The sequence below is a fragment of the Streptomyces catenulae genome (assembly GCF_000718015.1).
GTDB lineage: Bacteria > Actinomycetota > Actinomycetes > Streptomycetales > Streptomycetaceae > Streptomyces > Streptomyces catenulae.
In genome coordinates this window covers 101,775-123,991 of sequence record NZ_JODY01000007.1, presented here as the reverse complement: position 1 = coordinate 123,991, position 22,217 = coordinate 101,775, and the positions used below count along the sequence as shown (strand labels likewise).

The 22,217-nt window shown below is 72.2% G+C and carries 19 protein-coding genes; 16 read left to right on the top strand and 3 right to left on the bottom strand.

Going from position 1 to position 22,217, the window contains the following annotated elements:
• Nucleotides 1-14 precede the first annotated feature (14 nt).
• The 3 genes from IF23_RS0109175 to IF23_RS0109165 all read right to left on the bottom strand — a co-directional run bounded on the left by IF23_RS0109175 (nucleotide 15) and on the right by IF23_RS0109165 (nucleotide 3,281).
• Nucleotides 15-1,418, bottom strand: a complete 1,404-nt coding sequence (locus tag IF23_RS0109175; protein WP_051739442.1) for a DUF58 domain-containing protein — start codon at nucleotides 1,416-1,418, stop codon at nucleotides 15-17.
• Complete coding sequence (locus IF23_RS0109170; protein ID WP_030281746.1) at nucleotides 1,418-2,440, bottom strand: AAA family ATPase; 1,023 nt, start codon at nucleotides 2,438-2,440, stop codon at nucleotides 1,418-1,420. Before IF23_RS0109170 ends, IF23_RS0109175 begins: the two co-directional genes overlap by 1 nt.
• A gap of 283 nt (nucleotides 2,441-2,723) precedes the next feature.
• Entirely contained in the window at nucleotides 2,724-3,281 is a 558-nt protein-coding gene (locus IF23_RS0109165) for a beta-class carbonic anhydrase (protein WP_030281745.1), read from the bottom strand.
• Nucleotides 3,282-3,768: 487 nt separating this feature from the next.
• Here IF23_RS0109165 and rsmH point away from each other — a divergent pair, with 487 nt between their 5' ends.
• The 16 genes from rsmH to IF23_RS0109085 all read left to right on the top strand — a co-directional run bounded on the left by rsmH (nucleotide 3,769) and on the right by IF23_RS0109085 (nucleotide 21,860).
• The gene (gene rsmH, locus IF23_RS0109160) at nucleotides 3,769-4,728 is read left to right on the top strand and encodes a 16S rRNA (cytosine(1402)-N(4))-methyltransferase RsmH (protein ID WP_030281743.1); all 960 of its coding nucleotides are present in this window, start codon (nucleotides 3,769-3,771) and stop codon (nucleotides 4,726-4,728) included.
• Nucleotides 4,725-5,324 carry a cell division protein FtsL gene (gene ftsL / locus IF23_RS0109155; protein ID WP_030281741.1) on the top strand — a complete coding sequence of 200 codons (600 nt, stop codon included), beginning with the start codon at nucleotides 4,725-4,727 and terminating at the stop codon, nucleotides 5,322-5,324. Before rsmH ends, ftsL begins: the two co-directional genes overlap by 4 nt.
• A gap of 97 nt (nucleotides 5,325-5,421) precedes the next feature.
• On the top strand, nucleotides 5,422-7,464 hold the full coding sequence (locus IF23_RS0109150) for a peptidoglycan D,D-transpeptidase FtsI family protein (RefSeq protein WP_030281739.1): 2,043 nt from the start codon (nucleotides 5,422-5,424) through the stop codon (nucleotides 7,462-7,464).
• Between the two features lie 18 nt (nucleotides 7,465-7,482).
• Nucleotides 7,483-9,252, top strand: a complete 1,770-nt coding sequence (locus IF23_RS0109145; RefSeq protein WP_030281738.1) for a Mur ligase family protein — start codon at nucleotides 7,483-7,485, stop codon at nucleotides 9,250-9,252.
• Between the two features lie 62 nt (nucleotides 9,253-9,314).
• The gene (locus tag IF23_RS0109140; protein ID WP_030281735.1) at nucleotides 9,315-10,754 is read left to right on the top strand and encodes a UDP-N-acetylmuramoyl-tripeptide--D-alanyl-D-alanine ligase; all 1,440 of its coding nucleotides are present in this window, start codon (nucleotides 9,315-9,317) and stop codon (nucleotides 10,752-10,754) included.
• A 5-nt stretch (nucleotides 10,755-10,759) separates the two neighbouring features.
• Nucleotides 10,760-11,824: a phospho-N-acetylmuramoyl-pentapeptide-transferase gene (mraY, locus tag IF23_RS0109135; RefSeq protein WP_030281734.1), complete on the top strand. Its 1,065-nt coding sequence runs from the start codon at nucleotides 10,760-10,762 to the stop codon at nucleotides 11,822-11,824.
• Nucleotides 11,821-13,266, top strand: a complete 1,446-nt coding sequence (gene murD, locus IF23_RS0109130) for a UDP-N-acetylmuramoyl-L-alanine--D-glutamate ligase (protein ID WP_030281731.1) — start codon at nucleotides 11,821-11,823, stop codon at nucleotides 13,264-13,266. Before mraY ends, murD begins: the two co-directional genes overlap by 4 nt.
• Nucleotides 13,267-13,320: 54 nt before the next feature.
• Nucleotides 13,321-14,682 (top strand): putative lipid II flippase FtsW, encoded by a 1,362-nt coding sequence (gene ftsW / locus IF23_RS0109125; protein ID WP_030281728.1) that lies wholly within the window; start codon nucleotides 13,321-13,323, stop codon nucleotides 14,680-14,682.
• Between the two features lie 6 nt (nucleotides 14,683-14,688).
• The gene (murG, locus tag IF23_RS0109120) at nucleotides 14,689-15,780 is read left to right on the top strand and encodes an undecaprenyldiphospho-muramoylpentapeptide beta-N-acetylglucosaminyltransferase (RefSeq protein ID WP_030281726.1); all 1,092 of its coding nucleotides are present in this window, start codon (nucleotides 14,689-14,691) and stop codon (nucleotides 15,778-15,780) included.
• A 21-nt stretch (nucleotides 15,781-15,801) separates the two neighbouring features.
• The gene (locus IF23_RS0109115) at nucleotides 15,802-16,620 is read left to right on the top strand and encodes a cell division protein FtsQ/DivIB (RefSeq protein ID WP_030281724.1); all 819 of its coding nucleotides are present in this window, start codon (nucleotides 15,802-15,804) and stop codon (nucleotides 16,618-16,620) included.
• Nucleotides 16,621-16,903: 283 nt separating this feature from the next.
• The gene (gene ftsZ, locus IF23_RS0109110; RefSeq protein WP_030281722.1) at nucleotides 16,904-18,130 is read left to right on the top strand and encodes a cell division protein FtsZ; all 1,227 of its coding nucleotides are present in this window, start codon (nucleotides 16,904-16,906) and stop codon (nucleotides 18,128-18,130) included.
• A 13-nt stretch (nucleotides 18,131-18,143) separates the two neighbouring features.
• Nucleotides 18,144-18,881, top strand: coding sequence for a peptidoglycan editing factor PgeF (gene pgeF, locus IF23_RS0109105; RefSeq protein ID WP_030281721.1), 738 nt, complete (start codon nucleotides 18,144-18,146; stop codon nucleotides 18,879-18,881).
• On the top strand, nucleotides 18,878-19,597 hold the full coding sequence (locus tag IF23_RS0109100; protein WP_030281719.1) for a YggS family pyridoxal phosphate-dependent enzyme: 720 nt from the start codon (nucleotides 18,878-18,880) through the stop codon (nucleotides 19,595-19,597). The genes pgeF and IF23_RS0109100 overlap by 4 nt, the downstream gene beginning before the upstream one ends.
• A gap of 124 nt (nucleotides 19,598-19,721) precedes the next feature.
• A complete protein-coding gene (locus IF23_RS0109095; protein WP_030281718.1) occupies nucleotides 19,722-20,342 on the top strand; it encodes a cell division protein SepF in 621 nt (206 codons plus the stop codon).
• 68 nt (nucleotides 20,343-20,410) lie between these two features.
• Nucleotides 20,411-20,704: a YggT family protein gene (locus IF23_RS0109090; protein ID WP_030281716.1), complete on the top strand. Its 294-nt coding sequence runs from the start codon at nucleotides 20,411-20,413 to the stop codon at nucleotides 20,702-20,704.
• A gap of 49 nt (nucleotides 20,705-20,753) precedes the next feature.
• Nucleotides 20,754-21,860, top strand: a complete 1,107-nt coding sequence (locus IF23_RS0109085) for a DivIVA domain-containing protein (protein ID WP_030281714.1) — start codon at nucleotides 20,754-20,756, stop codon at nucleotides 21,858-21,860.
• Nucleotides 21,861-22,217 lie beyond the last annotated feature (357 nt).

The following is a 22,217-nucleotide window of genomic DNA, read 5'->3' as shown; positions in this document are numbered from 1 at the left end:
TCGCCCGTCCCGCCTCATGTGCCGCTCCCCGCCCCCGCTGCCGCGCCGTCCGGGTCCGCCGGGGCGTACGGCGTGGCCGCCGCGCCCGCCCAGGGGCCCTCGGAGGGTATGCCGCCCGCACCGTCGGCCGCCCGCCACAGCGTGGGCAGCGAGGCGCCCGGTGTCACCGGCAGCGCCGTCCAGCCCACCTCGCGGAGCATCCGCAGCCGGTCGTCGAGCCGCCCCGGACGGGCGCCGGATCGCGCCTGCCAGGAGTGCTGGGCCCAGGCGTCGCCGTCCAGGACGAAGGCGACCGCTGCCGCACTGCGCTGCCGCATCCGCGCCGCCGCCTCGATCGCCGCCTCGTCCAGCTCCCCGAAGAAGCCGATCAGCAGCCCCTCGCCGTGCAGCGCCTCGTACGCCGCCGAGAGGTCCGGCTGCCCGGACGGCTCCACCACGGCGAGGACGTCCAGCAGCAGCCCAGCCGCCTCACCGGGGTCCGTGCCGCCCGGACCGGCGGCGGTGCCCTCCGGGCCGGGCACCGAGGTGCCGGTGTCCGTCAGCAGCCGTACCGGGAGACCGCGCTCCAGCAGATGCGTCGCGGTGGACGCGGCGGCCGCCACCGCCCATTCGAACGCCGACTCCGGGCCGGTGCCGCGGTGGGCCGCCTCCCGGGTGTCGAGCAGGACCGTGCACCGCGTCCGCCGCGGCTGCTCCTCCCGGCGCACCATCAGCTCGCCGTGGCGCGCCGTGGACCGCCAGTGGACGCGGCGCAGATCGTCGCCGTGGCGGTAGCCGCGCGGGATGACGTCGTCCTCGCCCGCCAGCGCCGCCGAACGCCGCCGCCCGTCGCCGAACCCGGCCGTCTCCCCGGCCATCCGCACCGGCGGCAGCGGCTCCGTACGGGGCACCGCCGTCAGCGTGTCCGAGGCGCCGAAGGCGCAGGCCAGCTCGCACATGCCGAACGGGTCCGCCCACCGCAGCTCCAGCGGCCCGAGCGGGAAACGCCCCCGCAGGTCCGACCGGACGCGGTACGACACCTCCCGGTGCCCGCCCGCCTCGACGCGGTCCAGCACGAACCGCGGCCGCGGCCCGAGCACGTACGGGACCCGGTCCTGGAGCATCAGGACGCTCGTGGGCAGCCGGGAGAGGTTCTCCACCGAGAGCCGCACCCGGGCCTCGGCGCCCACCGGCACCCGGGCGGGCGCGAGGGTGCGGTGCGCGGCGACGTGGTGGCGGGTGCGGTGCAGCACCAGGACGCAGACCAGCGGCAGCGCGGCCAGCAGCAGCCCCACCCGCAGCAGATCCGCCTGGCCCAGCAGATAGGCGCAGACCGCGGCGGCGACCCCGGCGGCCAGGAACGACCGGCCGCGCGTCGTCAGCCCGGCGAAGGTCACCCGCAGCCCGCCCCGCCCGGCGCCCTCGCTCCCGTCGGACATCACCGCTCCCGGAGGCCGGGCGGGCGGCGGTCCGGGGCGTCCGCCCGGGCCTGCCGCGCCGGGTCCGGCACCGGGACGCGGTGCAGGATCTCCAGCACGATCTGCTCGGCGCCGCGGCGGTTCAGCTGTGCCTGGGAGGTCGGCAGCAGCCGGTGCGCCAGGACCGGGACGGCCAGCGCCTGCACATCGTCCGGCAGGACGTACTCCCGCCCGGCGAGCGCCGCGGACGCCTTCGCCGCGCGCACCAGGTGCAGCGTCGCCCGCGGGGAGGCGCCCAGCCGCAGGTCCGGATGGGCGCGGGTGGCCGCCACCAGCTCCACGGCGTACCGGCGCACCGCCTCGGCCACATGGACGGCGCGCACCGCCGCGGTCAGCCGGTCCACTTCCTGGGCGCGCGCCACCGGGCGCAGCTCCTCCAGGGGCGAGGCGGCGCCGTGCGCGTCGAGCATCCGCAGCTCGGCCGCGGGGCTCGGATAGCCCACGGACACCCGGGCCATGAAGCGGTCCCGCTGCGCCTCGGGCAGCGGGTAGGTGCCCTCCATCTCGACCGGGTTCTGGGTGGCGACGACCATGAACGGGCTGGGCAGGTCGTACGTCCGCCCGTCCATCGTGACCTGCCGCTCCTCCATGGACTCCAGGAGCGCCGACTGGGTTTTGGGGGAGGCGCGGTTGATCTCGTCGCCGATCACGAACTGGGCGAAGATCGCGCCGGGCTTGAACTCGAACTCCTTGCTCTGCTGGTCGAAGACGCCGACCCCGGTGATGTCGGACGGCAGCAGGTCCGGGGTGAACTGGATGCGCCGCACCGAGCAGTCCAGGGACCGCGCCAGCGCCTTGGCCAGCATCGTCTTGCCGACGCCCGGCACGTCCTCGATGAGCAGGTGCCCCTCGGCGAGCAGCACCGTGAGCGCCAGCCGTACGACCTCCGGCTTGCCCTCGATGACACCTTCGACCGACCGCTGCACCCGATCGGCAGTGGTGGTCACATCAACGAGGCTCGCTCGCTCGTCATACGTCGTCACCGGCCCTCCTCGGCCCTTCCCCGTGCCCGCGCTGAACAGAGGATTCCTCATCACCGGACCGGCGCCTTCCGTACGGCCCGGCCCGCCCCCGGATGCGGCGTCGCACCCGGCCGGGGCCGCGGCGACGCCACCCCCGCATTCTCACCGCCGCGCGCACTCCACGTCATGGCCTGTGGACAACTGACGGCGTTTCGCCCCGGCGGGTGACGCCGGGTCCGGCCGTGTGCGGGCAGCACGAAGCCGGGCACGGGACAGATGTCCCGCACCCGGCGGTGGCGCGAGGTCAGCGCTGGGGGAAGATCTCCCGCAGCAGACCGGTGGTGACGTCGAAGACGAAGCCGCGGACGTCGTCCTTGTGCAGCAGGAACGGCGAGGTGCGCACCCGCTCCATCGACTGGCGGACGTCCTCGTCGAGGTCCTTGAACGCCTCGACCGCCCAGGTGGGACGCTGGCCCACCTCGGCCGCCAGATCGTGACGGAAGTCCTCGGTGAGACCCAGCAGACCGCAGTCGGTGTGGTGGATGAGCACCACCGAACGGGTGCCCAGCGCGCGCTGGCTGATGGTCAGGGAACGGATGATGTCGTCGGTGACCACACCGCCCGCGTTACGGATGGTGTGGCAGTCACCCAGCTCCAGACCGAGCGCCGCGTGCAGGTCGAGGCGGGCGTCCATGCAGGCCACGACGGCGACCTTCAGGACCGGCCGGGCATCCATGCCGGGGTCGCCGAACGCTTCGGCGTACTCCGCGTTCGCCGCGACGAGGCGGTCGGTGACGGTGGTCCCGGCGGGCGCGGTGCCGTCGGCGGCCGGGGAGGGCGACTGTGAGGCAGATATGGACATGGCCTCACCGTAGCCCTGGCGGCCGGATCCGGCCGCACCTGGGAGCGGTCATAGCGGGTGACATCACCCCTTGTGACGTAATCCACATGGAGCGTTACGGGGCCCCCGTTCGGGTGAGCGGGGGCCCGAACAGCCGCTCCGGGACGCGCGGAACCGGTTGATTGACCGGGGATGGCGGTGGACTAAAGTGGCGCGAAGTGGGAGGCGTGACGCTCTCCTCGGTCCCCGAAGCCCTCGCGTGTCCACCACACGTGCGGTTCGGCCTCCTCCCGCTCCAGCGGCCTTCCGACGCCAATTCCCGTCGCCGGAGAGCCACTTCCCCTTCAGAGCGGGCGGGGACCAAGCGGTACGTGCGGCACCCCGCCAGCGGCCGGGGACCCACCTGCCGCTCACCCATCGGAAGGCTTATGAGCGAGCGCAGCGAGCGAATCAGAAAGAGGTGCGCCCGCCCCGGCTGCGGGTCCGCCCGGCGAAGCGGGGTCCGCGCATGAGCGGCAACACCCGCCACGTCCCCGTCATGCTCCGGCGCTGTCTGGACATGCTCGCCCCCGCCCTCGCCGAGCCGGGTGCCGTCGTCGTCGACTGCACCCTCGGCCTCGGCGGCCACAGCGAGGCGCTGCTCGCCACCTTCCCCGCCGCCCGGCTCATCGCCCTCGACCGCGACCCGTCCGCGCTCCGCCTGGCCGGTGAACGGCTCGCCCCGTACGGCGACCGCGCCACCTTGGTGCACGCCGTCTACGACGAACTCCCCGAGGTCCTCGACCGCCTCGGCGTGCCCCGGGTCCAGGGCGTCCTCTTCGACCTCGGCGTCTCCTCCATGCAGCTCGACGAGGCCGACCGCGGCTTCGCGTACGCACAGGACGCGCCGCTGGACATGCGGATGGACCAGACGACCGGCATCAGCGCCGCCGACGTCCTCAACACCTACGCCCCCGGGGAGCTGGTGCGGATCCTGCGCTCCTACGGGGAGGAGAAGCAGGCCAAGCGGATCGTCGAGGCGGTGGTGCGCGAGCGGGCGAAGGAGCCGTTCCACAACAGCGCCCGGCTGGTCGAGCTGATCCGTGACGCGCTGCCGCAGGCCGCCAAGCGGCACGGCGGCAACCCCGCCAAGCGCACCTTCCAGGCGCTGCGCATCGAGGTCAACGGCGAGCTGGCGAGCGTGGAGCGGGCGGTGCCCGCAGCGGTGAAGGCGCTGGCGGTCGGCGGCCGGATCGCGGTCCTCGCCTACCACTCGCTGGAGGACCGGATCGTCAAGCAGGTCTTCGCCGCCGGTGCCGCCAACACCGCGCCGCCCGGCCTGCCCGTCGTCCCCGAGCAGTTCCAGCCGCGGCTGAAGCTGCTCACCCGGGGCGCCGAACTCCCCACGGAGGAAGAGGTCGCCGAGAACCGGCGGGCGGCCCCGGCCCGGCTGCGCGGTGCCGAACGCATCCGTGAGGACATCGCGTGACCCCCCGGGGGCGTTCGCCGAAGGGGCCCTCCCGTCTCGCGGCGCTGTTCCCCGGCGGGAGCAGTTCCGCCGCGCGAACGCCCTTCGTTCTGCTAGTCGTCGTCCTCCTCGGCTCCGGGCTGCTCGCCCTGCTGCTGCTCAACTCCGCGCTCAACCAGGGCTCGTTCGAGCTGAGCCGGCTGGAGAAGCGGACCGACGAACTCACCGACGACCAGCAAGAACTCCAGCAGGCCGTGGACGCGGTCTCCGCCCCGGGCGCCCTGGAACGGCGCGCCCGGGAGCTGGGCATGGTGCCGGGCGGCAACCCGGCGTTCCTCGCCCCGGACGGCACGGTCCGCGGCAGGCCCAGCGAGGCGACCGAGAAGCCGCACCCGCTGCACGCCCCGGCCGGTCCGTCGCTCCCCGGGGCGCTCGGCGCCGCCGCCTCCCCGGGCGCCACCGCGCCCCCGGGCGCGACGGCCTCCCCGGGCGCCCCCGCACCCGGTACGTCCGGTGCCCCCGCGCCGACCGCCCCGCCCGGCTCACCGCCCCCGGACGGCCGCACCGCTCCGCCGTCCGCCGCGACCGCCCCCGCCCCGACGACCTCCGGCAGGTGACCCCGGTGACGTACCAGGCCCCCCAGCCGTACGGCGCAGGAGACCCGCGGCCCCCGGTGGCCACGGGCACCGGCGCCCCGCACCGGAGGGCTGTGTCATGACCGCGCCCAAGGACCCCCGGCGCCGCGTCCCGCGCCCTGCACAGAGCGGCGGCGCCCGCCGCCCCGCACCCAGGAGCGGCCGTCCCACGCCGAAGGGCGGCCGACCCGCACCGAAGAACGGCCGCGCCGCCGCGGGCCGCCCCCCGGCCGCCCGCCGCCCCGCCAAGGCCACGCCGCCGCGGCGCCCGGCCCCGCGGCCCGCGCCCGCGCTCCGGCTGGGCAGCCCGCGGCCCCGGCTGCGGCTGGTCGCCCTCGCGCTGACGCTGGTGATGCTGGTCTTCGTGGTCCGCCTCTTCCAGGTGCAGGCCGTCGACGCCGCCGCGTACGCCGCCAAGGCCAACGTCAACCGCTACGTCCCGGTGACCCTGGCCGCCGAGCGCGGCGCCATCACCGACCGCTCCGGCACCGACCTCGCCACCACCGTCGACGCGTACGACATCACCGCCGACCCCAGCCTGCTGGCGCCCGACAAGACCAAGATCGCGGATGCCCCGGAGCGGGCCGCCGCGCTGCTCGCGCCGGTCCTCGGCGAGAGCCGCGACACCCTCGTCACCAAGCTCTCCAAGCCCTCCTCCCGGTACGTCGTCCTCGCCCGGCAGCAGACCCCGCAGGTCTGGAAGAAGATCAAGGACATGCGGGCGGAGCAGGACAAGAAGGCGGCCGCCGCGCCGAAGAAGGCGCCCGCCCCCAACGTCCTCGTCGGCATCTTCGCCGACCGGCACAGCAAGCGCGTCTACCCCAACGACGCCCTCGCCGCCGGGGTCCTCGGCTTCGTCAACAGCGAGGGCCGGGGCGGCGGCGGGCTGGAGGCCCAGCTGAACAAGGAGCTGGCCGGGAAGGACGGCAAGCTCGTCTACGCCCAGTCCGGCGGCCGCCGGGTGCCCACCGCCGATACCCAGGAACACCCCGCCGTCCCCGGCACCGACGTCCGTCTCACCCTGGACCGCGACATCCAGTGGGAGGCGCAGAAGGCCATCACCGAGCAGGTCACCAAGTCCAAGGCCGACCGCGGCTACGTCGTCGTCCAGGACACCCGCACCGGCCAGATCCTCGCCCTCGCCAACGCCCCCGGCTTCGACCCCAACCACCTCGACCGGGCCGACCCCGCCGCCCTCGGCAACGCCGCCCTCACCGACGCCTACGAACCGGGCTCCACCAGCAAGCTCATGTCGATGGCCGCCGTCCTGGAGGAGGGCGCCGCCACCCCCGCGACCCGCGTCACCGTCCCCAACCGGCTGCACCGCGGCGACCGGCTCTTCGCCGACGACGTCGACCACGACACCTGGCACCTGACGCTCAACGGCGTCCTCGCCAAGTCCAGCAACATCGGCACCATCCTCGCCACCGGCCAGCTCGGGAAGACCCAGCCCGAGGCCAACCGGGTGCTCCACTCGTACCTCGACAAGTTCGGCATCGGCCGCCCCACCGGGCTCAACTTCCCCGGCGAGACCGACGGCATCCTGGCCAAGCCGCAGGACTGGAACACCTCGCAGCAGTACACGATCCCGTTCGGCCAGGGCCTCTCCCTCAACGCCGTCCAGGCCGCCTCCGTCTACTCCACCATCGCCAACGGCGGCGAGCGCATCGCCCCGACCCTCGTACGCGGCACCACCGGCCCCGACGGCCACTACCGCCCGTCGCCCGCCCCGGAGAAGAACCGCGTGGTGAGCGCCAAGACCGCCCGGCAGCTCGCCACCATGCTGGAATCCGTCGTCGACGACCGCGAGGGCACCGGCGCCGCCGCGAAGATCGACGGCTACCGCGTGGGCGGCAAGACCGGCACGTCCAACCGGGTGGATCCCAAGACCGGCCGCTACCACGGCTACACCGCCTCCTTCGCCGGTTTCGCCCCCGCCGACACCCCCCGCATCACCGTCTACTGCGCGGTCCAGAACCCCACCAAGGGCAGCTATTTCGGCGGCCAGGTCTGCGGCCCCGTCTACCAGCAGGTGATGAAGTTCGCGCTCAAGACCCTGCAGGTCCCGCCCAGCGGCAGCACGCCCCCGAGGCTGCCCGTCACCTTCACGCCAGGCGACTGAAATCGAGGCAACATCGCCGTGACGACCATCACTCCCCACGGAACACCCGAGCCGGCGCACCGCCCCCGCCCGGAGCCCTCGCTTCGCCTCGGAGCCGCCGCGCCCGGTACGCTCACCGCCGTGTCACATGCTGAACAGTCCCCCAACGCCCAGAAGGACGCCTCCGGAACGTACCCGGGAGCGCCCCGCCCCGAGGAGGTCCGTCCCACCCCTCTGGCGGTCCTCGCCGAGCAGCTGGGCACCACCGCTCCCGACGCGGCAGACGTCCAGGTCACCGGCATCACCCATGACTCCCGGGCGGTACGCCCCGGTGACGTCTACGCGGCACTGCCCGGGGCCCGTCTGCACGGCGCCGACTTCGTCGCCCAGGCCGCCGACCTCGGCGCCGCGGCGATCCTGACCGACCCGACGGGCGAGAAGCGCGCCGCCGGGACGGGCCTGCCGGTCCTGGTCACCGAGGACCCGCGCGCCCGGATGGGCGCCCTGGCCGTCTCCATCTACGGCGCGCCGGGCGAGGACCTCCTCCAGATCGGCATCACCGGGACCTCCGGCAAGACCACCACGGCGTACCTGATGGAAGGCGGCCTGCGCGCAGCGCTGTCCCGTGTGGGCGGTGGCGGGCGACGGGAGGGCGGGCTCAAGGCGGCGGCCGCCGCCGACGGCAAGGGCGCGCTGACCGGGCTGATCGGCACCGTCGAGACCCGCATCGGCGACGAGCGCATCAAGTCCGAGCGGACCACCCCCGAGGCCACCGACCTCCAGGCGCTCTTCGCCGTCATGCGTGAGCGGGGCGTCCGCTCCGTCGCCATGGAGGTCTCCAGCCACGCGCTGGTCCTCGGCCGGGTCGACGGCTGCGTCTTCGACGTCGCCGTCTTCAACAACCTCAGCCCGGAGCACATGGAGTTCCACTCCGGCATGGAGGACTACTTCCAGGCCAAGGCCCGGCTCTTCACCCGCGCCCGCAGCCGCGCCGGTGTCGTCAACCTCGACGACGAGTACGGCAAGCGGCTGGCCCGCGGCCTCTCCGAGGTCCCGGTGACCACCTTCTCCGCCGAGGGCCACCCGGACGCGGACTGGCGCGCCGCCGACGTCGAGATCGGCGCGCTCGGCTCCACCTTCACCGTGCACGGCCCGAACGGCGAGAAGCTGCGGGCCGCCTCGCCGCTCGCCGGTCCGTTCAACGTCGCCAACGCGCTCGCCGCGATCACCGCGCTGGTCGTCGCCGGGCTCGACCCGCAGACCGCCGCCGACGGCGTCGCGGCCGTCCCCGGCGTCCCCGGCCGTCTGGAGCGCATCGACGCCGGTCAGCCGTATCTCGCCGTCGTCGACTACGCGCACAAGACCGACGCCGTCGAATCGGTTCTGCGGGCGCTGCGCAAGGTCACCGACGGCAAGCTGCACGCCGTCCTCGGCTGCGGCGGCGACCGTGACCCGCACAAGCGCGTCCCCATGGGCGCAGCGGTGGCCCGCCTCGCCGACACCGCCGTACTGACCTCCGACAACCCGCGTTCCGAGGATCCGCTGGCGATCCTCGCCACCATGCTCGCGGGCGCCGCCGAGGTCCCGATCCACGAGCGCGGCACCGTCCTCGTCGAGGAAGAGCGCGGCGCGGCCATCGCCGCCGCCGTCGCCCGCGCCGAACCGGGCGACACCGTGATCGTCGCCGGTAAGGGCCACGAACAGGGCCAGGACATCGCCGGAGTGGTCCGCCCCTTCGACGACCGTCAGGTGTTGCGTGAGGCCATCGAGACCTCGCAGTCCGAGCAACAGCCGAACCACCAGGGATGACACACCGCCATGCGCGCACAACCTTTCCGCTGGTATCTTCCGCCGCTCGCCGGGGGTGACCTGTGATCTCCCTGACCCTCGCCGAGATCGCGAGCATCACCGGCGGGCAGCCGCACGACATACCGGACCTGCAGCTGCGGGTCACCGGCCCGGTCGTGCAGGACTCCCGTGCGGTACGCCCCGGCAGCCTCTTCGTGGCCTTCGCCGGTGAACGGGCCGACGGCCACGACTTCGCCGCCGGTGCGGTCGCCGACGGCGCCACCGCGGTGCTCGCCGCCCGCCCGGTCGGCGTCCCGGCGATCGTCGTCGACGACGTCACCGCCGCGCTCGGCGCCCTCGCCCGCGCCGTCGTCGGCCGTCTGGGCACCAATGCCGTCGCCCTCACCGGCTCCGCCGGGAAGACCAGCACCAAGGACCTGATCGCCCAGCTGCTGCGGCGCAACGGCCCGACGGTCTGGCCGGAGGGCAACCTCAACAACGAGATCGGGCTGCCGCTCACCGCGCTCCGCGCCGACGAGAGCACCCGTCACCTCGTCCTGGAGATGGGCGCCCGCGGCGTCGGCCACATCCGCTATCTCGCGGCGCTCACCCCGCCGCGGATCGGGGTGGTCCTCAACGTCGGCAGCGCGCACATCGGCGAGTTCGGCGGTCGCGAGCAGATTGCGCTGGCAAAGGGCGAACTGGTCGAGGCGCTGCCGACCGCGGCGGAGGGCGGTGTCGCGGTGCTCAACGCCGACGACCCCTACGTCCGCGCGATGGTGCACCGCACCGAGGCCCGTACGGTCCTCTTCGGCGAGGCGCCGGAGGCCGACATCCGTGCCGAGAACGTCCGGCTGACCGGCCTGGGACAGCCCGCCTTCACGCTCCACACACCCTCCGGGTGCAGCGAGGTGACCATGCGGCTGTACGGTGAGCACCACGTGTCGAACGCGCTCGCCGCGGCCGCCGTCGCCCACGAGTCGGGCATGTCCGTGGACGAGATCGCCACCGCGCTCTCCGAAGCCGGCACGCTCTCCCGCTGGCGGATGGAGGTCACCGAGCGCGCGGACGGCGTGACGGTCGTCAACGACGCCTACAACGCGAACCCCGAGTCCGTGCGAGCGGCGCTGCGAGCGCTGGTCGCGATGGGCGAAGCCGGCAAGGAGCGGGGCGGGCGCACGTGGGCGGTGCTCGGAGAGATGGCCGAGCTGGGCGAGGACGCCCTCGCCGAACACGACGCGGTCGGACGCCTGGCCGTCCGACTCAACGTCAGCAAGCTCGTGGCGGTCGGTGGCAGGGAAGCCGCCTGGCTGCAGATGGGCGCTTACAACGAGGGTTCGTGGGGTGAGGAGTCGGTGCACGTGTCCGACACGCGGGCGGCGGTCGACCTGTTGCGCAGCGAGCTGCGTCCGGGGGACGTCGTGCTGGTGAAGGCGTCCAGGTCGGTGGGGCTCGAACGGGTCGCGGCGGCATTGCTGGACGAGGGCGTACAGGGCGCCGAGAGCGGGTCCGCGACCCGATGAACTCCATGAAGCAGATCCTCTTCTCCGGAATGATCGGGCTCTTCCTGACCCTGATCGGTACCCCGCTGCTGATCAAGCTGCTGGCCAAGAAGGGCTACGGGCAGTTCATCCGCGATGACGGCCCCCGTACCCACGGCAGCAAAAAGGGCACGCCCACCATGGGCGGTATCTCCTTCATCCTGGCCACGATCATCGCGTACGCCCTGACGAAGGTGATCACCTCCAGCGACCCGACCTTCTCCGGTGTGCTGGTCCTCTTCCTCTTCGCGGGCATGGGCCTGGTCGGCTTCCTCGACGACTACATCAAGATCGTCAAGCAGCGGTCGCTGGGTCTGCGGGCCAAGGCGAAGATGGCCGGTCAGCTGATCGTCGGTATCGCCTTCGCGGTGCTCTCGCTGCAATTCGCCGACCTGCGCGGCGCGACCCCGGCCTCCGACCGGCTCTCCTTCACCCAGGACTTCGGCTGGCAGATCGGCCCGGTGCTCTTCGTCATCTGGGCGCTGTTCATGATCCTGGCGATGTCCAACGGCGTGAACCTCACCGACGGCCTCGACGGTCTGGCCACCGGCGCCTCCGTGATGGTCTTCGGCGCGTACACCTTCATCGGCATCTGGCAGCACCAGGAGTCCTGCGCCAACGCGATCACCGCGGGCCCCGGCTGCTACGAGGTGCGTGACCCGCTCGACCTCGCGGTCGTCGCCTCCGCCCTGATGGGTGCCTGCTTCGGCTTCCTGTGGTGGAACACCTCGCCCGCCAAGATCTTCATGGGGGACACCGGTTCGCTGGCGCTCGGCGGCGCCCTCGCCGGTCTCGCGATCTGCTCCCGCACCGAGCTGCTGCTGGCGGTCCTGGGCGGCCTCTTCGTCCTCATCACGATGTCCGTGGTCATCCAGGTCGGCTCGTTCCGCCTGACCGGCAAGCGGGTCTTCCGGATGGCGCCACTCCAGCACCACTTCGAACTCAAGGGGTGGTCCGAAGTCCTTGTCGTGGTCCGCTTCTGGATCATCCAGGGCATGTGCGTGATCGTCGGCCTGGGCCTCTTCTACGGCGGCTGGCAGGCCGCCAAGTGACCGCCGAATTCGCAGGCGCGCACATCACCGTCGCCGGTCTGGGCGTGAGCGGCAGCAGCGCCGCCCGCGCCCTGGCCGGTCGCGGCGCCCATGTCACGGTCGTGGACGGCGGCGACGGCGAGCGGCAGCGGGCCGCCGCCGCGGAGCTGACGGAGTGGGCGGCCCGGGAGGCCGCCGACGGTTCGGTGACCGTCCGCCTCGGCGACGGCGCCACCCTCCCCGAGGGCACCGGCCTCGTCGTCACCTCGCCCGGCTGGAAGCCGGACAGCCCGCTGTTCACCGCGGCCGCCGAGGCCGGGGTGGACGTCGTCGGCGACGTCGAGATCGCCTGGCGGCTGCGCGGGCCGGACGCCGCCGACTGGCTGGCGGTCACCGGCACCAACGGCAAGACCACCACCGTGCGGATGCTCGCCGCGATCCTGGAGGCCGAGGGCCTGCGCACCACGGTCGCCGGGAACATCGGCACCCCGATCATCGACCTCGTCCTCGACCAGGACACCGAGCGCTACGACGTCCTCGCCGTGGAGCTCTCCAGCTACCAGCTGCACTGGGCCCCGTCCGTACGGGCCCACTCCGGCGCGGTCCTCAACCTCGCCCCCGACCACCTCGACTGGCACGGCTCGATGGAGGCGTACGCCGCCGACAAGGGCCGGATCTACGAGGGCAACACCGTCGCCTGCGTCTACAACGTGGCCGACAAGGCGACCGAGGACCTGGTCCGCGAGGCCGACGTCGAGGAGGGCTGCCGGGCGATCGGCTTCACCCTCGGCACCCCCGGCCCCTCGCAGCTCGGCGTCGTCGACGGCATCCTCGTCGACCGCGCCTTCGTCGAGAACCGCCAGAAGCAGGCCCAGGAACTCGCCGAGGTCACCGACGTCACGCCGCCTGCCCCGCACAACATCGCCAACGCCCTCGCGGCGGCGGCGCTGGCCCGGGCGTACGGGGTGCGGCCCGCGGCGGTCCGCGAGGGGCTGCGGGCGTTCCACCCGGACGCCCACCGCATCCAGCACATCGCGGACGTCGCCGGGGTGGCGTACGTCGACGACTCCAAGGCGACCAACACCCACGCGGCCGAGGCGTCGTTGGCGTCGTATGAACACATCGTCTGGATCGCCGGGGGGCTCGCCAAGGGAGCCACCTTCGACGAGCTGGTGCGCGGCGCCGCCGGGAGGCTGCGCGGAGCGGTGCTGATCGGCGCCGACCGTGCGCTGATCAGCGAAGCTCTGGCGCGACACGCCCCCGATGTCCCGGTGGTCGACCTCGACCGGACCGACACTGGGGCGATGTCCGCGGCGGTCCGCGAGGCGGCCGCCCTCGCCGAGTCCGGCGACACGGTGCTCCTGGCCCCGGCCTGCGCCTCGATGGACATGTTCACGAACTACAACAAGCGCGGCGACGCCTTCGCCGACGCGGTGCGCGACCTGAGCGCATCTGGCCGGTAGCCGCTCGTCCCGCTCCCGTCGAGGATCTGCGGCCCGCACTGTGGAGGGGACGAGATGACGGCCCGATCGGCGAAGGCGGCGCCACCGCGTCCGCGGCGCACCGTGAGTGCGCCGCGGACCCCGCGCACACCGCGCGGCGGCCGCCCGACCGGTAGCGCCCCGCGGCGGTTCCACACCCGTCTGCGGCGGGCGTGGGACCGTCCGCTGACGGCGTACTACCTGATCCTCGGCGGCAGCATGCTGCTCATCGTCCTCGGTCTGGTGATGGTCTACTCGGCCTCGCAGATCAAGGCGCTGCAGTCCGGTCTCGCGCCGAGCTTCTTCTTCCGTAAACAGCTGATGGCCGCCGCCATCGGCGGGGTGCTGCTCTACCTCGCCGCCCGGCTGCCGGTGCGGCTGCACCGCGCGTGCGCCTATCCGCTGCTGGCGGTCTCGGTGTTCGCGATGTGTCTGGTGCAGGTGCCGGGGATCGGCGTCGCGGTCAACGGCAACCAGAACTGGATCAACCTCGGCGGCGCCTTCCAGATGCAGCCGAGCGAGTTCGGGAAGCTGGCGCTCGTCCTGTGGGGCGCCGATCTGCTCGCCCGGAAGCAGGAGAAGAAGCTGCTGGTGCAGTGGAAACACCTGCTGGTGCCGCTGATCCCGGTCGCCTTCCTGCTGCTCGGGCTGATCATGCTCGGCGGCGACATGGGCACCGCGATCATTCTCACGGCGATCCTCTTCGGACTGCTGTGGCTGGCGGGCGCCCCGACCCGGCTGTTCGCCGGGGTGCTGGGCGTCGCGGCGGTCATCGGCGCCCTGCTGATCAAGACCAGCGCCAACCGGATGTCCCGTCTCGCCTGCCTCGGTGCGACCGATCCGGGGCCCAGTGACCAGTGCTGGCAGGCGGTGCACGGCATCTACGCGCTGGCCTCCGGCGGACTCTTCGGTTCCGGGCTCGGCGCGAGTATGGAAAAATGGGGTGAACTCCCTGAACCGCACACCGACTTCATCTTCGCCATCACCGGGGAGGAACTGGGACTGGCGGGGACGCTGTCGGTACTCGCCCTGTTCGCGGCTCTAGGCTATGCGGGTATCCGCGTGGCCGGACGCACGGAGGACCCCTTCGTGAGGTACGCCGCGGGAGGTGTGACCACCTGGATCATGGCCCAGACCATGGTCAACATCGGTGCGGTGCTCGGCCTGTTGCCGATCGCCGGGGTCCCGCTCCCGCTGTTCTCCTACGGAGGCTCCGCCCTGCTGCCGTCGATGTTCGCCGTCGGGCTGCTGATCGCCTTCGCGCGTGACGAGCCCGCGGCACGGGCGGCGCTGGCCGCGCAGGCCACGCGGCGACCGGGTTCCGGAAGGAAGTCGGTCGGGGTGAGATGGAAGACGATGAGACGGCGCGTCACGAGGCGACCGTCCGGAGAGCGGTGAATTTCGGTGCATGTCGTACTCGCCGGTGGGGGGACCGCCGGCCACATCGAGCCCGCGCTCGCCCTCGCGGACGCACTGCGGAGGCAGGACCCGACCGTGGGGATCACGGCACTCGGCACGGAACGCGGTCTGGAGACCCGGCTCGTCCCGGAGCGCGGCTACGAACTGGGACTGATCCCGGCCGTACCGCTGCCCCGTAAGCCCACCCCCGAACTCATCACCGTCCCCGGGCGGCTGCGCGGCACCATCAAGGCGGCCGAGCAGATCCTGGAGCGGACGAAGGCGGACTGCGTCGTCGGCTTCGGCGGCTATGTCGCGCTGCCCGGCTACCTCGCCGCCAAGCGGCTGGGCGTGCCGATCGTCGTCCACGAGGCCAACGCCCGCCCCGGTCTGGCCAACAAGATCGGTTCCCGGTACGCCAAGTATGTCGCGGTCTCCACCCCGGAGAGCAAGCTGCGCGGCGCCCGCTACGTCGGCATCCCGCTGCGCCGCACCATCGCCACCCTCGACCGGGCGGCCGTCCGGCCCGAGGCACGCGCGGCGTTCGGGCTCGACCCGAACCTCCCGACGCTGCTGGTCTCCGGCGGTTCCCAGGGCGCGCGCCGCCTCAACGAGGTCATCCAGGCGGCGGTCCCGGCGCTCCAGCGCTCCGGTATCCAGGTCCTGCACGCGGTCGGCCCGAAGAACGAACTGCCGCAGGTCGACAACATGCCGGGCATGCCCCCCTATGTCCCGGTACCGTACGTGGACCGGATGGACCTCGCCTACGCCGCGGCGGACATGATGCTCTGCCGCGCGGGTGCGATGACCGTCGCCGAACTCTCCGCCGTCGGGCTCCCCGCCGCCTATGTCCCGCTGCCGATCGGCAACGGCGAACAGCGGCTGAACGCCCAGCCGGTGGTCAACGCCGGTGGCGGACTCCTCGTCGACGACGCCCAGCTGACCCCGGAGTGGGTGCAGTCCACGGTCCTGCCGGTCCTCGCCGACCCGCACCGGCTGTTCGAGATGTCCCGCGCGGCCGCCGAGTTCGGCCGCCGGGACGCCGATGAACTCCTCGTCGGCATGGTGTACGAGGCGATTGCCCAGCGGAACAGCTAGACGACGAAAGGCAGGGGGAGCGTGGCCGGACCGACCGCCGCCCGTAGCGGTACCAAGGGGGCGCCGGCATCCGGCCGGGCCCCCGCCGAACCGGCCCGTGCCGGACGGCGCTTGTGGCCACGCCTCCCTTTCCGCCGTCCCGGACGCCGCGGTCTGATCATCACTCTGATCCTGGTGCTCCTCCTCGGCGGCTTCGGCATCTGGGCCTTCTACGGCTCGGACTGGCTGCGGGTGTCGGGCGTCAAGGCGTCCGGCACCCGGGTGCTGACCGCCCGTGAGGTCGTCGACGCCGCCGAGGTCCCGCTGCACACCCCCCTCGCGTCGGTCGGCACCGACGCCATCGCCGCCCGGCTCCGCCACCGGCTGCCCCGGATCAAGTCGGTGGACGTGGTCCGTTCCTGGCCGCACACGATCGCCCTGAAGGTGACCGAGAGGGAACCGGAACTGGTCATGCCGGAGGGCGGCAAGTACGTCGAAGTCGACGCCGAAGGTGTCCGTTTCGCGACCGTGCCCGCGCCGCCCAAAGGCGTCCCCGCACTTCAGCTGGCGGCCGACGACGCCCCGAGCCTGGACCGTTTCGGCCCGGCACGGCTCCGTCGGGCCGCGGTCGAGGTGGCGTCAGATCTTCCCAAAAGCCTTCACAACCAGGTCAAAACCGTGCGCGTGACGTCGTACGATGCGATCACGCTCGAACTGACGGGGAAGCGCACGGTGGTGTGGGGGAGTGGCGAACACGGCCGCCGGAAGGCCGCGGTACTGACCGCCCTTCTCAAAGCCGCGCGTGACGCACACCACTTCGACGTATCCGTTCCCAGTGCACCCGCGGTGTCCGGGAGTTGACTGCCGTTGTCGCAGGCCAGCACCCTGGATGGCTATCACCGCGGGTGATCACATAGGGTGAAAAGAAAAACGGGAGGTTCGGCGTGTTCGTTGAACGTGCGCCACTTGTCGACTTAGTGTCTCGTTCCAAAGGGACTTTGCTTCCAAGGAACACGGATACAAGTAACCCTAAACTTCAACGTTAGGGTTCGGGTCGGCAAAACGGACCGTCCCATCGGCATCAGTCGGCGTCCACAAGGAATGTGAGGCGGCGACACGTAACTCGAGGCGAGAGGCCTTCGACGTGGCAGCACCGCAGAACTACCTCGCAGTCATCAAGGTCGTCGGCATCGGCGGCGGTGGCGTGAACGCCATCAACCGGATGATCGAGGTCGGGCTCAAGGGCGTCGAGTTCATCGCGATCAACACCGATGCGCAGGCGTTGCTGATGAGCGACGCCGACGTCAAGCTCGACGTCGGCCGCGAAATGACCCGCGGACTCGGCGCCGGCGCCAACCCGGACGTCGGCCGCAAGGCGGCCGAGGACCACCGCGAGGAGATCGAGGAGGTCCTCAAGGGGGCCGACATGGTCTTCGTGACCGCGGGCGAGGGCGGCGGCACCGGCACCGGCGGCGCCCCGGTCGTCGCCAACATCGCCCGTTCGCTGGGCGCCCTGACGATCGGTGTGGTCACCCGGCCGTTCACCTTCGAGGGCCGTCGGCGGGCCAACCAGGCCGAGGACGGCATCGCCAGCCTCCGCGAAGAGGTCGACACCCTCATCGTCATCCCCAACGACCGCCTGCTGTCCATCTCGGACCGCCAGGTGAGCGTGTTGGACGCGTTCAAGTCGGCCGACCAGGTGCTGCTCTCCGGTGTCCAGGGCATCACCGACCTGATCACCACGCCCGGCCTGATCAACCTCGACTTCGCCGACGTCAAGTCCGTGATGTCGGAGGCCGGTTCGGCGCTCATGGGCATCGGCTCGGCGCGCGGCGACGACCGCGCGGTGGCCGCCGCGGAGATGGCGATCTCCTCGCCGCTCCTGGAGGCGTCCATCGACGGCGCCCGCGGTGTGCTGCTCTCCATCTCCGGCGGCTCCGACCTCGGTCTCTTCGAGATCAACGAGGCCGCGCAGCTGGTCAGCGAGGCGGCCCACCCCGAGGCGAACATCATCTTCGGCGCGGTCATCGACGACGCGCTCGGCGACGAGGTGCGCGTCACCGTCATCGCCGCGGGCTTCGACGGCGGTCAGCCGCCGGCCCGCCGCGACACGGTCATCGGCTCCTCCTCGACCAAGCGCGAGGAGCCGGCCCCGGCCCCGAGCCGTCCGGTCACCCCGCCGGAGCCGCGTTCGTCGTCCTTCGGCGGCCTCGGTGCGGTCCCGGTGCGGGACGAGGAGCCGACCCCGGTCGAGCCCTCCTCGCTGGGTGACGTCCTGTCCTCCCAGCCCACCACCCCGCAGGTGCCCCCGGCCCGTCCGTACTCGGACACCGCGGCCGAGGAGCTGGACGTCCCGGACTTCCTGAAGTAGCCGAAGCACAGCAGTGATAGGGCAACAGCGGTACGCGAGCGGCGCGCACTTCGCCTTCACCGACAGGTGGGGCGGGGTGAGCGCCGCTCCGTACGATCAGCTCAATCTCGGCGGCGCGGTCGGCGACGACCCCGCGGCCGTCCACGAGAACCGCGCCCGCGCGGCCCGCGAACTGGGCCTCGCGCCGGACTCCGTGGTCTGGATGAATCAGGTGCACGGCAAGGACGTCGCGGTGGTCGACGGAGCGTGGCGCGACGGGGACATCCCGTGCGTGGACGCGGTGGTGACCACCCGGCGAGGTCTGGCCCTCGCGGTGCTCACCGCCGACTGCACCCCCGTACTCCTCGCCGACCCGGTCGCCGGGGTCGTGGGCGCCGCGCATGCCGGGCGGCCCGGGATGGTGGCCGGTGTGGTGCCCGAAACGGTCCGCGCCATGACCGGACTGGGCGCTCGCCCCGACCGGATCGTCGCCCACACCGGACCGTCCGTGTGCGGCCGGTGCTACGAAGTGCCCGCCGCGCTGCGGGACGAGGTGGCGGCCGTGGTCCCCGAGGCGTGGGCGACCACCTCGTGGGGCACCCCGGCGGTGGATGTCACCGCCGGAGTCGCGGCCCAACTCGCCGCCGCCGGTGTACCGGTCCGTGAAGATTCCCACATCTGCACCAGGGAATCGGCGGACCACTTCTCCTATCGGCGCGACCGCACCACCGGGCGGCTCGCGAGCTACGTATGGCTGGACGGCGCGTTGTGACGGACCGGAAGACGGAACTGGCCGCCAATCTGGCGCGGGTCGAGGAGCGCATCGCCGCCGCCTGCGACGCCGCCGGGCGTCGGCGGGACGAGGTCACGCTGATCGTGGTCACCAAGACCTACCCGGCGAGCGATGTCCGGCTCCTCGCCGAGCTGGGTGTGCGTCAGGTGGCGGAGAACCGCGATCAGGACGCGGCGCCCAAAGCCGCCGAATGTACCGATCTGCCACTGACTTGGCATTTTGTTGGTCAATTGCAGACCAACAAGGTCCGATCGGTCGCCGGGTACGCCGGGCTCGTCCAGTCCGTCGACCGCGCCCGTCTGGTCACCGCGCTCTCCAGGGAAGCGGTGCGTGCGGAGCGGGAGATGGGGTGCCTGATCCAGGTGGCCCTGGACGCGGAGGCGGGGGAGCGGGGCGACCGCGGCGGGGTGGCGCCGGACGGTGTCGCGGCGCTGGCCGCGGCGGTCGACGGCGCCCAAGGGCTGCGCCTGGACGGTGTGATGACGGTCGCACCGCTGGCCGGGCCGTACGCCGGGCGGCAACGGGCCGCGTTCGAGCGGCTCATGGAAATCTCAACCGACCTGCGCGCCGCTTATCCTGCTGCCACCATGGTGTCGGCAGGCATGAGTGCGGACTTGGAGGACGCCGTGGCGGCCGGAGCGACACATGTGCGCGTCGGCACTGCGGTACTCGGAGTCCGTCCACGCCTCGGGTAACGTCGCCAAGCAAGTCGGACCACAGCACAAAATATGGTCATTCCCGTAAGAAATGGGACAGGCCCAGTGGATCCAGGGCGCCCGGTGACGGAGCCGATCCACCACAGAGCGGAGGACGCAGAGAATGGCCGGCGCGATGCGCAAGATGGCGGTCTACCTCGGCCTCGTGGAGGACGATGGGTACGACGGCCGGGGGTTCGACCCCGATGACGAGTTCGAGCCCGAGCTCGATCCGGAGCCCGACCGCGGACGGCGGCAGCAGCAGCAAGTGCAGCCGGAGACACGCCCGGAGCGGGAGGAGCCGGTCAGATCCGTTCAGCCGCCCGCGCAGCGTGAGCCCACTCCGCTGCCCGCGGAAAGCGGACGACCCGCCCGAATCGCCCCCGTGGCATCCATCACACCCGACCGTCCGAATCTGGAGAAGAACGCACCGGTGATCATGCCCAAAGTTGTGTCCGAGCGGGAGCCTTACCGCATCACCACACTGCACCCCCGGACCTACAACGAAGCCCGTACCATCGGGGAACACTTCCGTGAGGGCACTCCGGTGATCATGAATCTCACGGAGATGGACGACACCGACGCGAAGCGACTTGTCGACTTTGCCGCCGGGCTAGTCTTCGGTCTGCACGGCAGCATCGAGCGCGTGACGCAGAAGGTGTTCCTGTTGTCGCCTGCTAACGTCGATGTCACGGCGGAGGACAAGGCCCGTATCGCAGAGGGTGGGTTCTTCAACCAGAGCTGAGACGCAACACCGGGCACACCGAGGCCGCGAGGCCGACACGAGGGATCAGGGGAGAGGGACGCGCGAAGATGAATGTCTTTGGGCAGGTGATCTACATCGCGCTGTACTGCTTCCTGATCGTGTTGATCTTCCGGCTGGTGATGGACTACGTGTTCCAGTTCGCCCGTTCCTGGCAACCCGGCAAGGCAATGGTCGTCATTCTCGAAGCCGCTTACACCATCACCGATCCGCCACTCAAGCTTCTGCGGCGGGTCATCCCGCCGCTGCGTCTCGGGGGCGTGGCGCTTGACCTGTCCTTCTTCGTATTGATGATCATCGTATACATCCTGATCACCGTCGTGAGGTCGGTGTTGTTGGTGTGAACGATACGGTCTTGCCGATTGCCGACGACTACGTTGAGGTGAAGTAGAGATGCCGTTGACCCCCGAGGACGTGCGGAACAAGCAGTTCACAACCGTCCGCCTCCGAGAAGGCTATGACGAGGACGAGGTCGATGCCTTCCTCGACGAGGTGGAAGCCGAACTGACCCGTCTGCTGCGGGAGAACGAGGATCTGCGCGCGAAGCTGGCCGCCGCCACGCGAGCCGCTGCCCAGAACCAGCAGCAGGGTCTCCGTAAGGGACCCGACCAGCAGCAGGAGCAGCAGCAGCGCGGAGGGGCACCGGTGCCCGCCGCCATATCGGGTCCGCAGCCGGTGCAGCCGCAGCAGCCGGGGATGGGTGGCCCTCCCCAGCTTCCCGGTGGTGCACCTCAGCTGCCCGCAGGTCCCGGTGGACACGGCCCGCAGGCCGGTCCGCACGGCCCCGGCCCGATGGGCCCCGGCGGTCCGATGGGTGGCGGCCCCATGGGTGGCCCCGGCGGTCCGCAGCAGCTGCCCCAGGGTGGGCAGCAGCAGGGCGGTCCCGGTGGTGACAGCGCGGCACGCGTGCTGTCGCTGGCGCAGCAGACCGCCGACCAGGCGATCGCGGAGGCCCGTTCCGAGGCCAACAAGATTGTCGGCGAGGCCCGTTCGCGCGCCGAGGGTCTGGAGCGGGACGCCCGCGCCAAGGCCGACGCGCTGGAGCGGGACGCGCAGGAGAAGCACCGCGTCGCGATGGGCTCCCTGGAGTCCGCCCGCGCCACGCTGGAGCGCAAGGTCGAGGACCTGCGCGGCTTCGAGCGCGAGTACCGCACCCGCCTGAAGTCGTACCTGGAGAGCCAGCTGCGTCAGCTGGAGAACCAGGCGGACGACTCGCTGGCCCCGCCGCGGACCCCGGCGACCGCGTCGCTGCCGCCGTCGCCCTCGATGGCGTCGGCCGGTGCGGGTTCCATGGGCGGTGGCAACCACACCATGGGCGGCGCCCAGTCGATGGGCAGCCACAACGGCAGCTCCGGTGGCGGCCCGTCGTACGGCGGTCAGCAGCAGATGGCGCCCGCGATGACGCAGCCGATGGCTCCGGTCCGGCCGCAGGCCCCGCAGCCGATGGGGCAGGCGCCGTCGCCGATGCGCGGCTTCCTCATCGACGAGGACGACAACTGACGTAGACCGGCGCACCGCGTCACACACGTTCGGCAATCAGGGCCGGGCCCCGAGGGAGATGTTCCCCCGGGGCCCGGCCCTTTTGTGTGTGCGGGAGGCAGGGATCCGGGCGGGAGCCCTGCGGTCTCGGGGGCGTCGCCGGGGGGGCAGGGGAAGGCCACGGTCTCTCCCCGACGCCTCCGGGGGCCCGCTGAAGGGCGGTCAGCCGAGGTGCCGTCAGCCGGTGGGTGTGCGGCGTCCCCCGTTCGTGCGGCGCTCTTTCGGGGGGCGGTGGCCCGGGGTGGCGCGGCGACGCCGGGCGGGAAATCGCACCGGCCCCGGGCCCGCCGAGCCGGAAATCGCACCGGGCGGGGTCGG

Coding starts and splice junctions, on each gene's coding strand:
- IF23_RS0109175 (WP_051739442.1), bottom strand. CDS start 1,418: ATGTCCGACGGGAGCGAGGGCGCCGGGCGGGGCGGGCTGCGGGTGACC.
- mraY (WP_030281734.1), top strand. CDS start 10,760: ATGAAGCAGATCCTCTTCTCCGGAATGATCGGGCTCTTCCTGACCCTG.
- rsmH (WP_030281743.1), top strand. CDS start 3,769: ATGAGCGGCAACACCCGCCACGTCCCCGTCATGCTCCGGCGCTGTCTG.
- ftsW (WP_030281728.1), top strand. CDS start 13,321: ATGACGGCCCGATCGGCGAAGGCGGCGCCACCGCGTCCGCGGCGCACC.
- IF23_RS0109090 (WP_030281716.1), top strand. CDS start 20,411: ATGAATGTCTTTGGGCAGGTGATCTACATCGCGCTGTACTGCTTCCTG.
- IF23_RS0109165 (WP_030281745.1), bottom strand. CDS start 3,281: ATGTCCATATCTGCCTCACAGTCGCCCTCCCCGGCCGCCGACGGCACC.
- IF23_RS0109095 (WP_030281718.1), top strand. CDS start 19,722: ATGGCCGGCGCGATGCGCAAGATGGCGGTCTACCTCGGCCTCGTGGAG.
- IF23_RS0109085 (WP_030281714.1), top strand. CDS start 20,754: ATGCCGTTGACCCCCGAGGACGTGCGGAACAAGCAGTTCACAACCGTC.
- IF23_RS0109150 (WP_030281739.1), top strand. CDS start 5,422: ATGACCGCGCCCAAGGACCCCCGGCGCCGCGTCCCGCGCCCTGCACAG.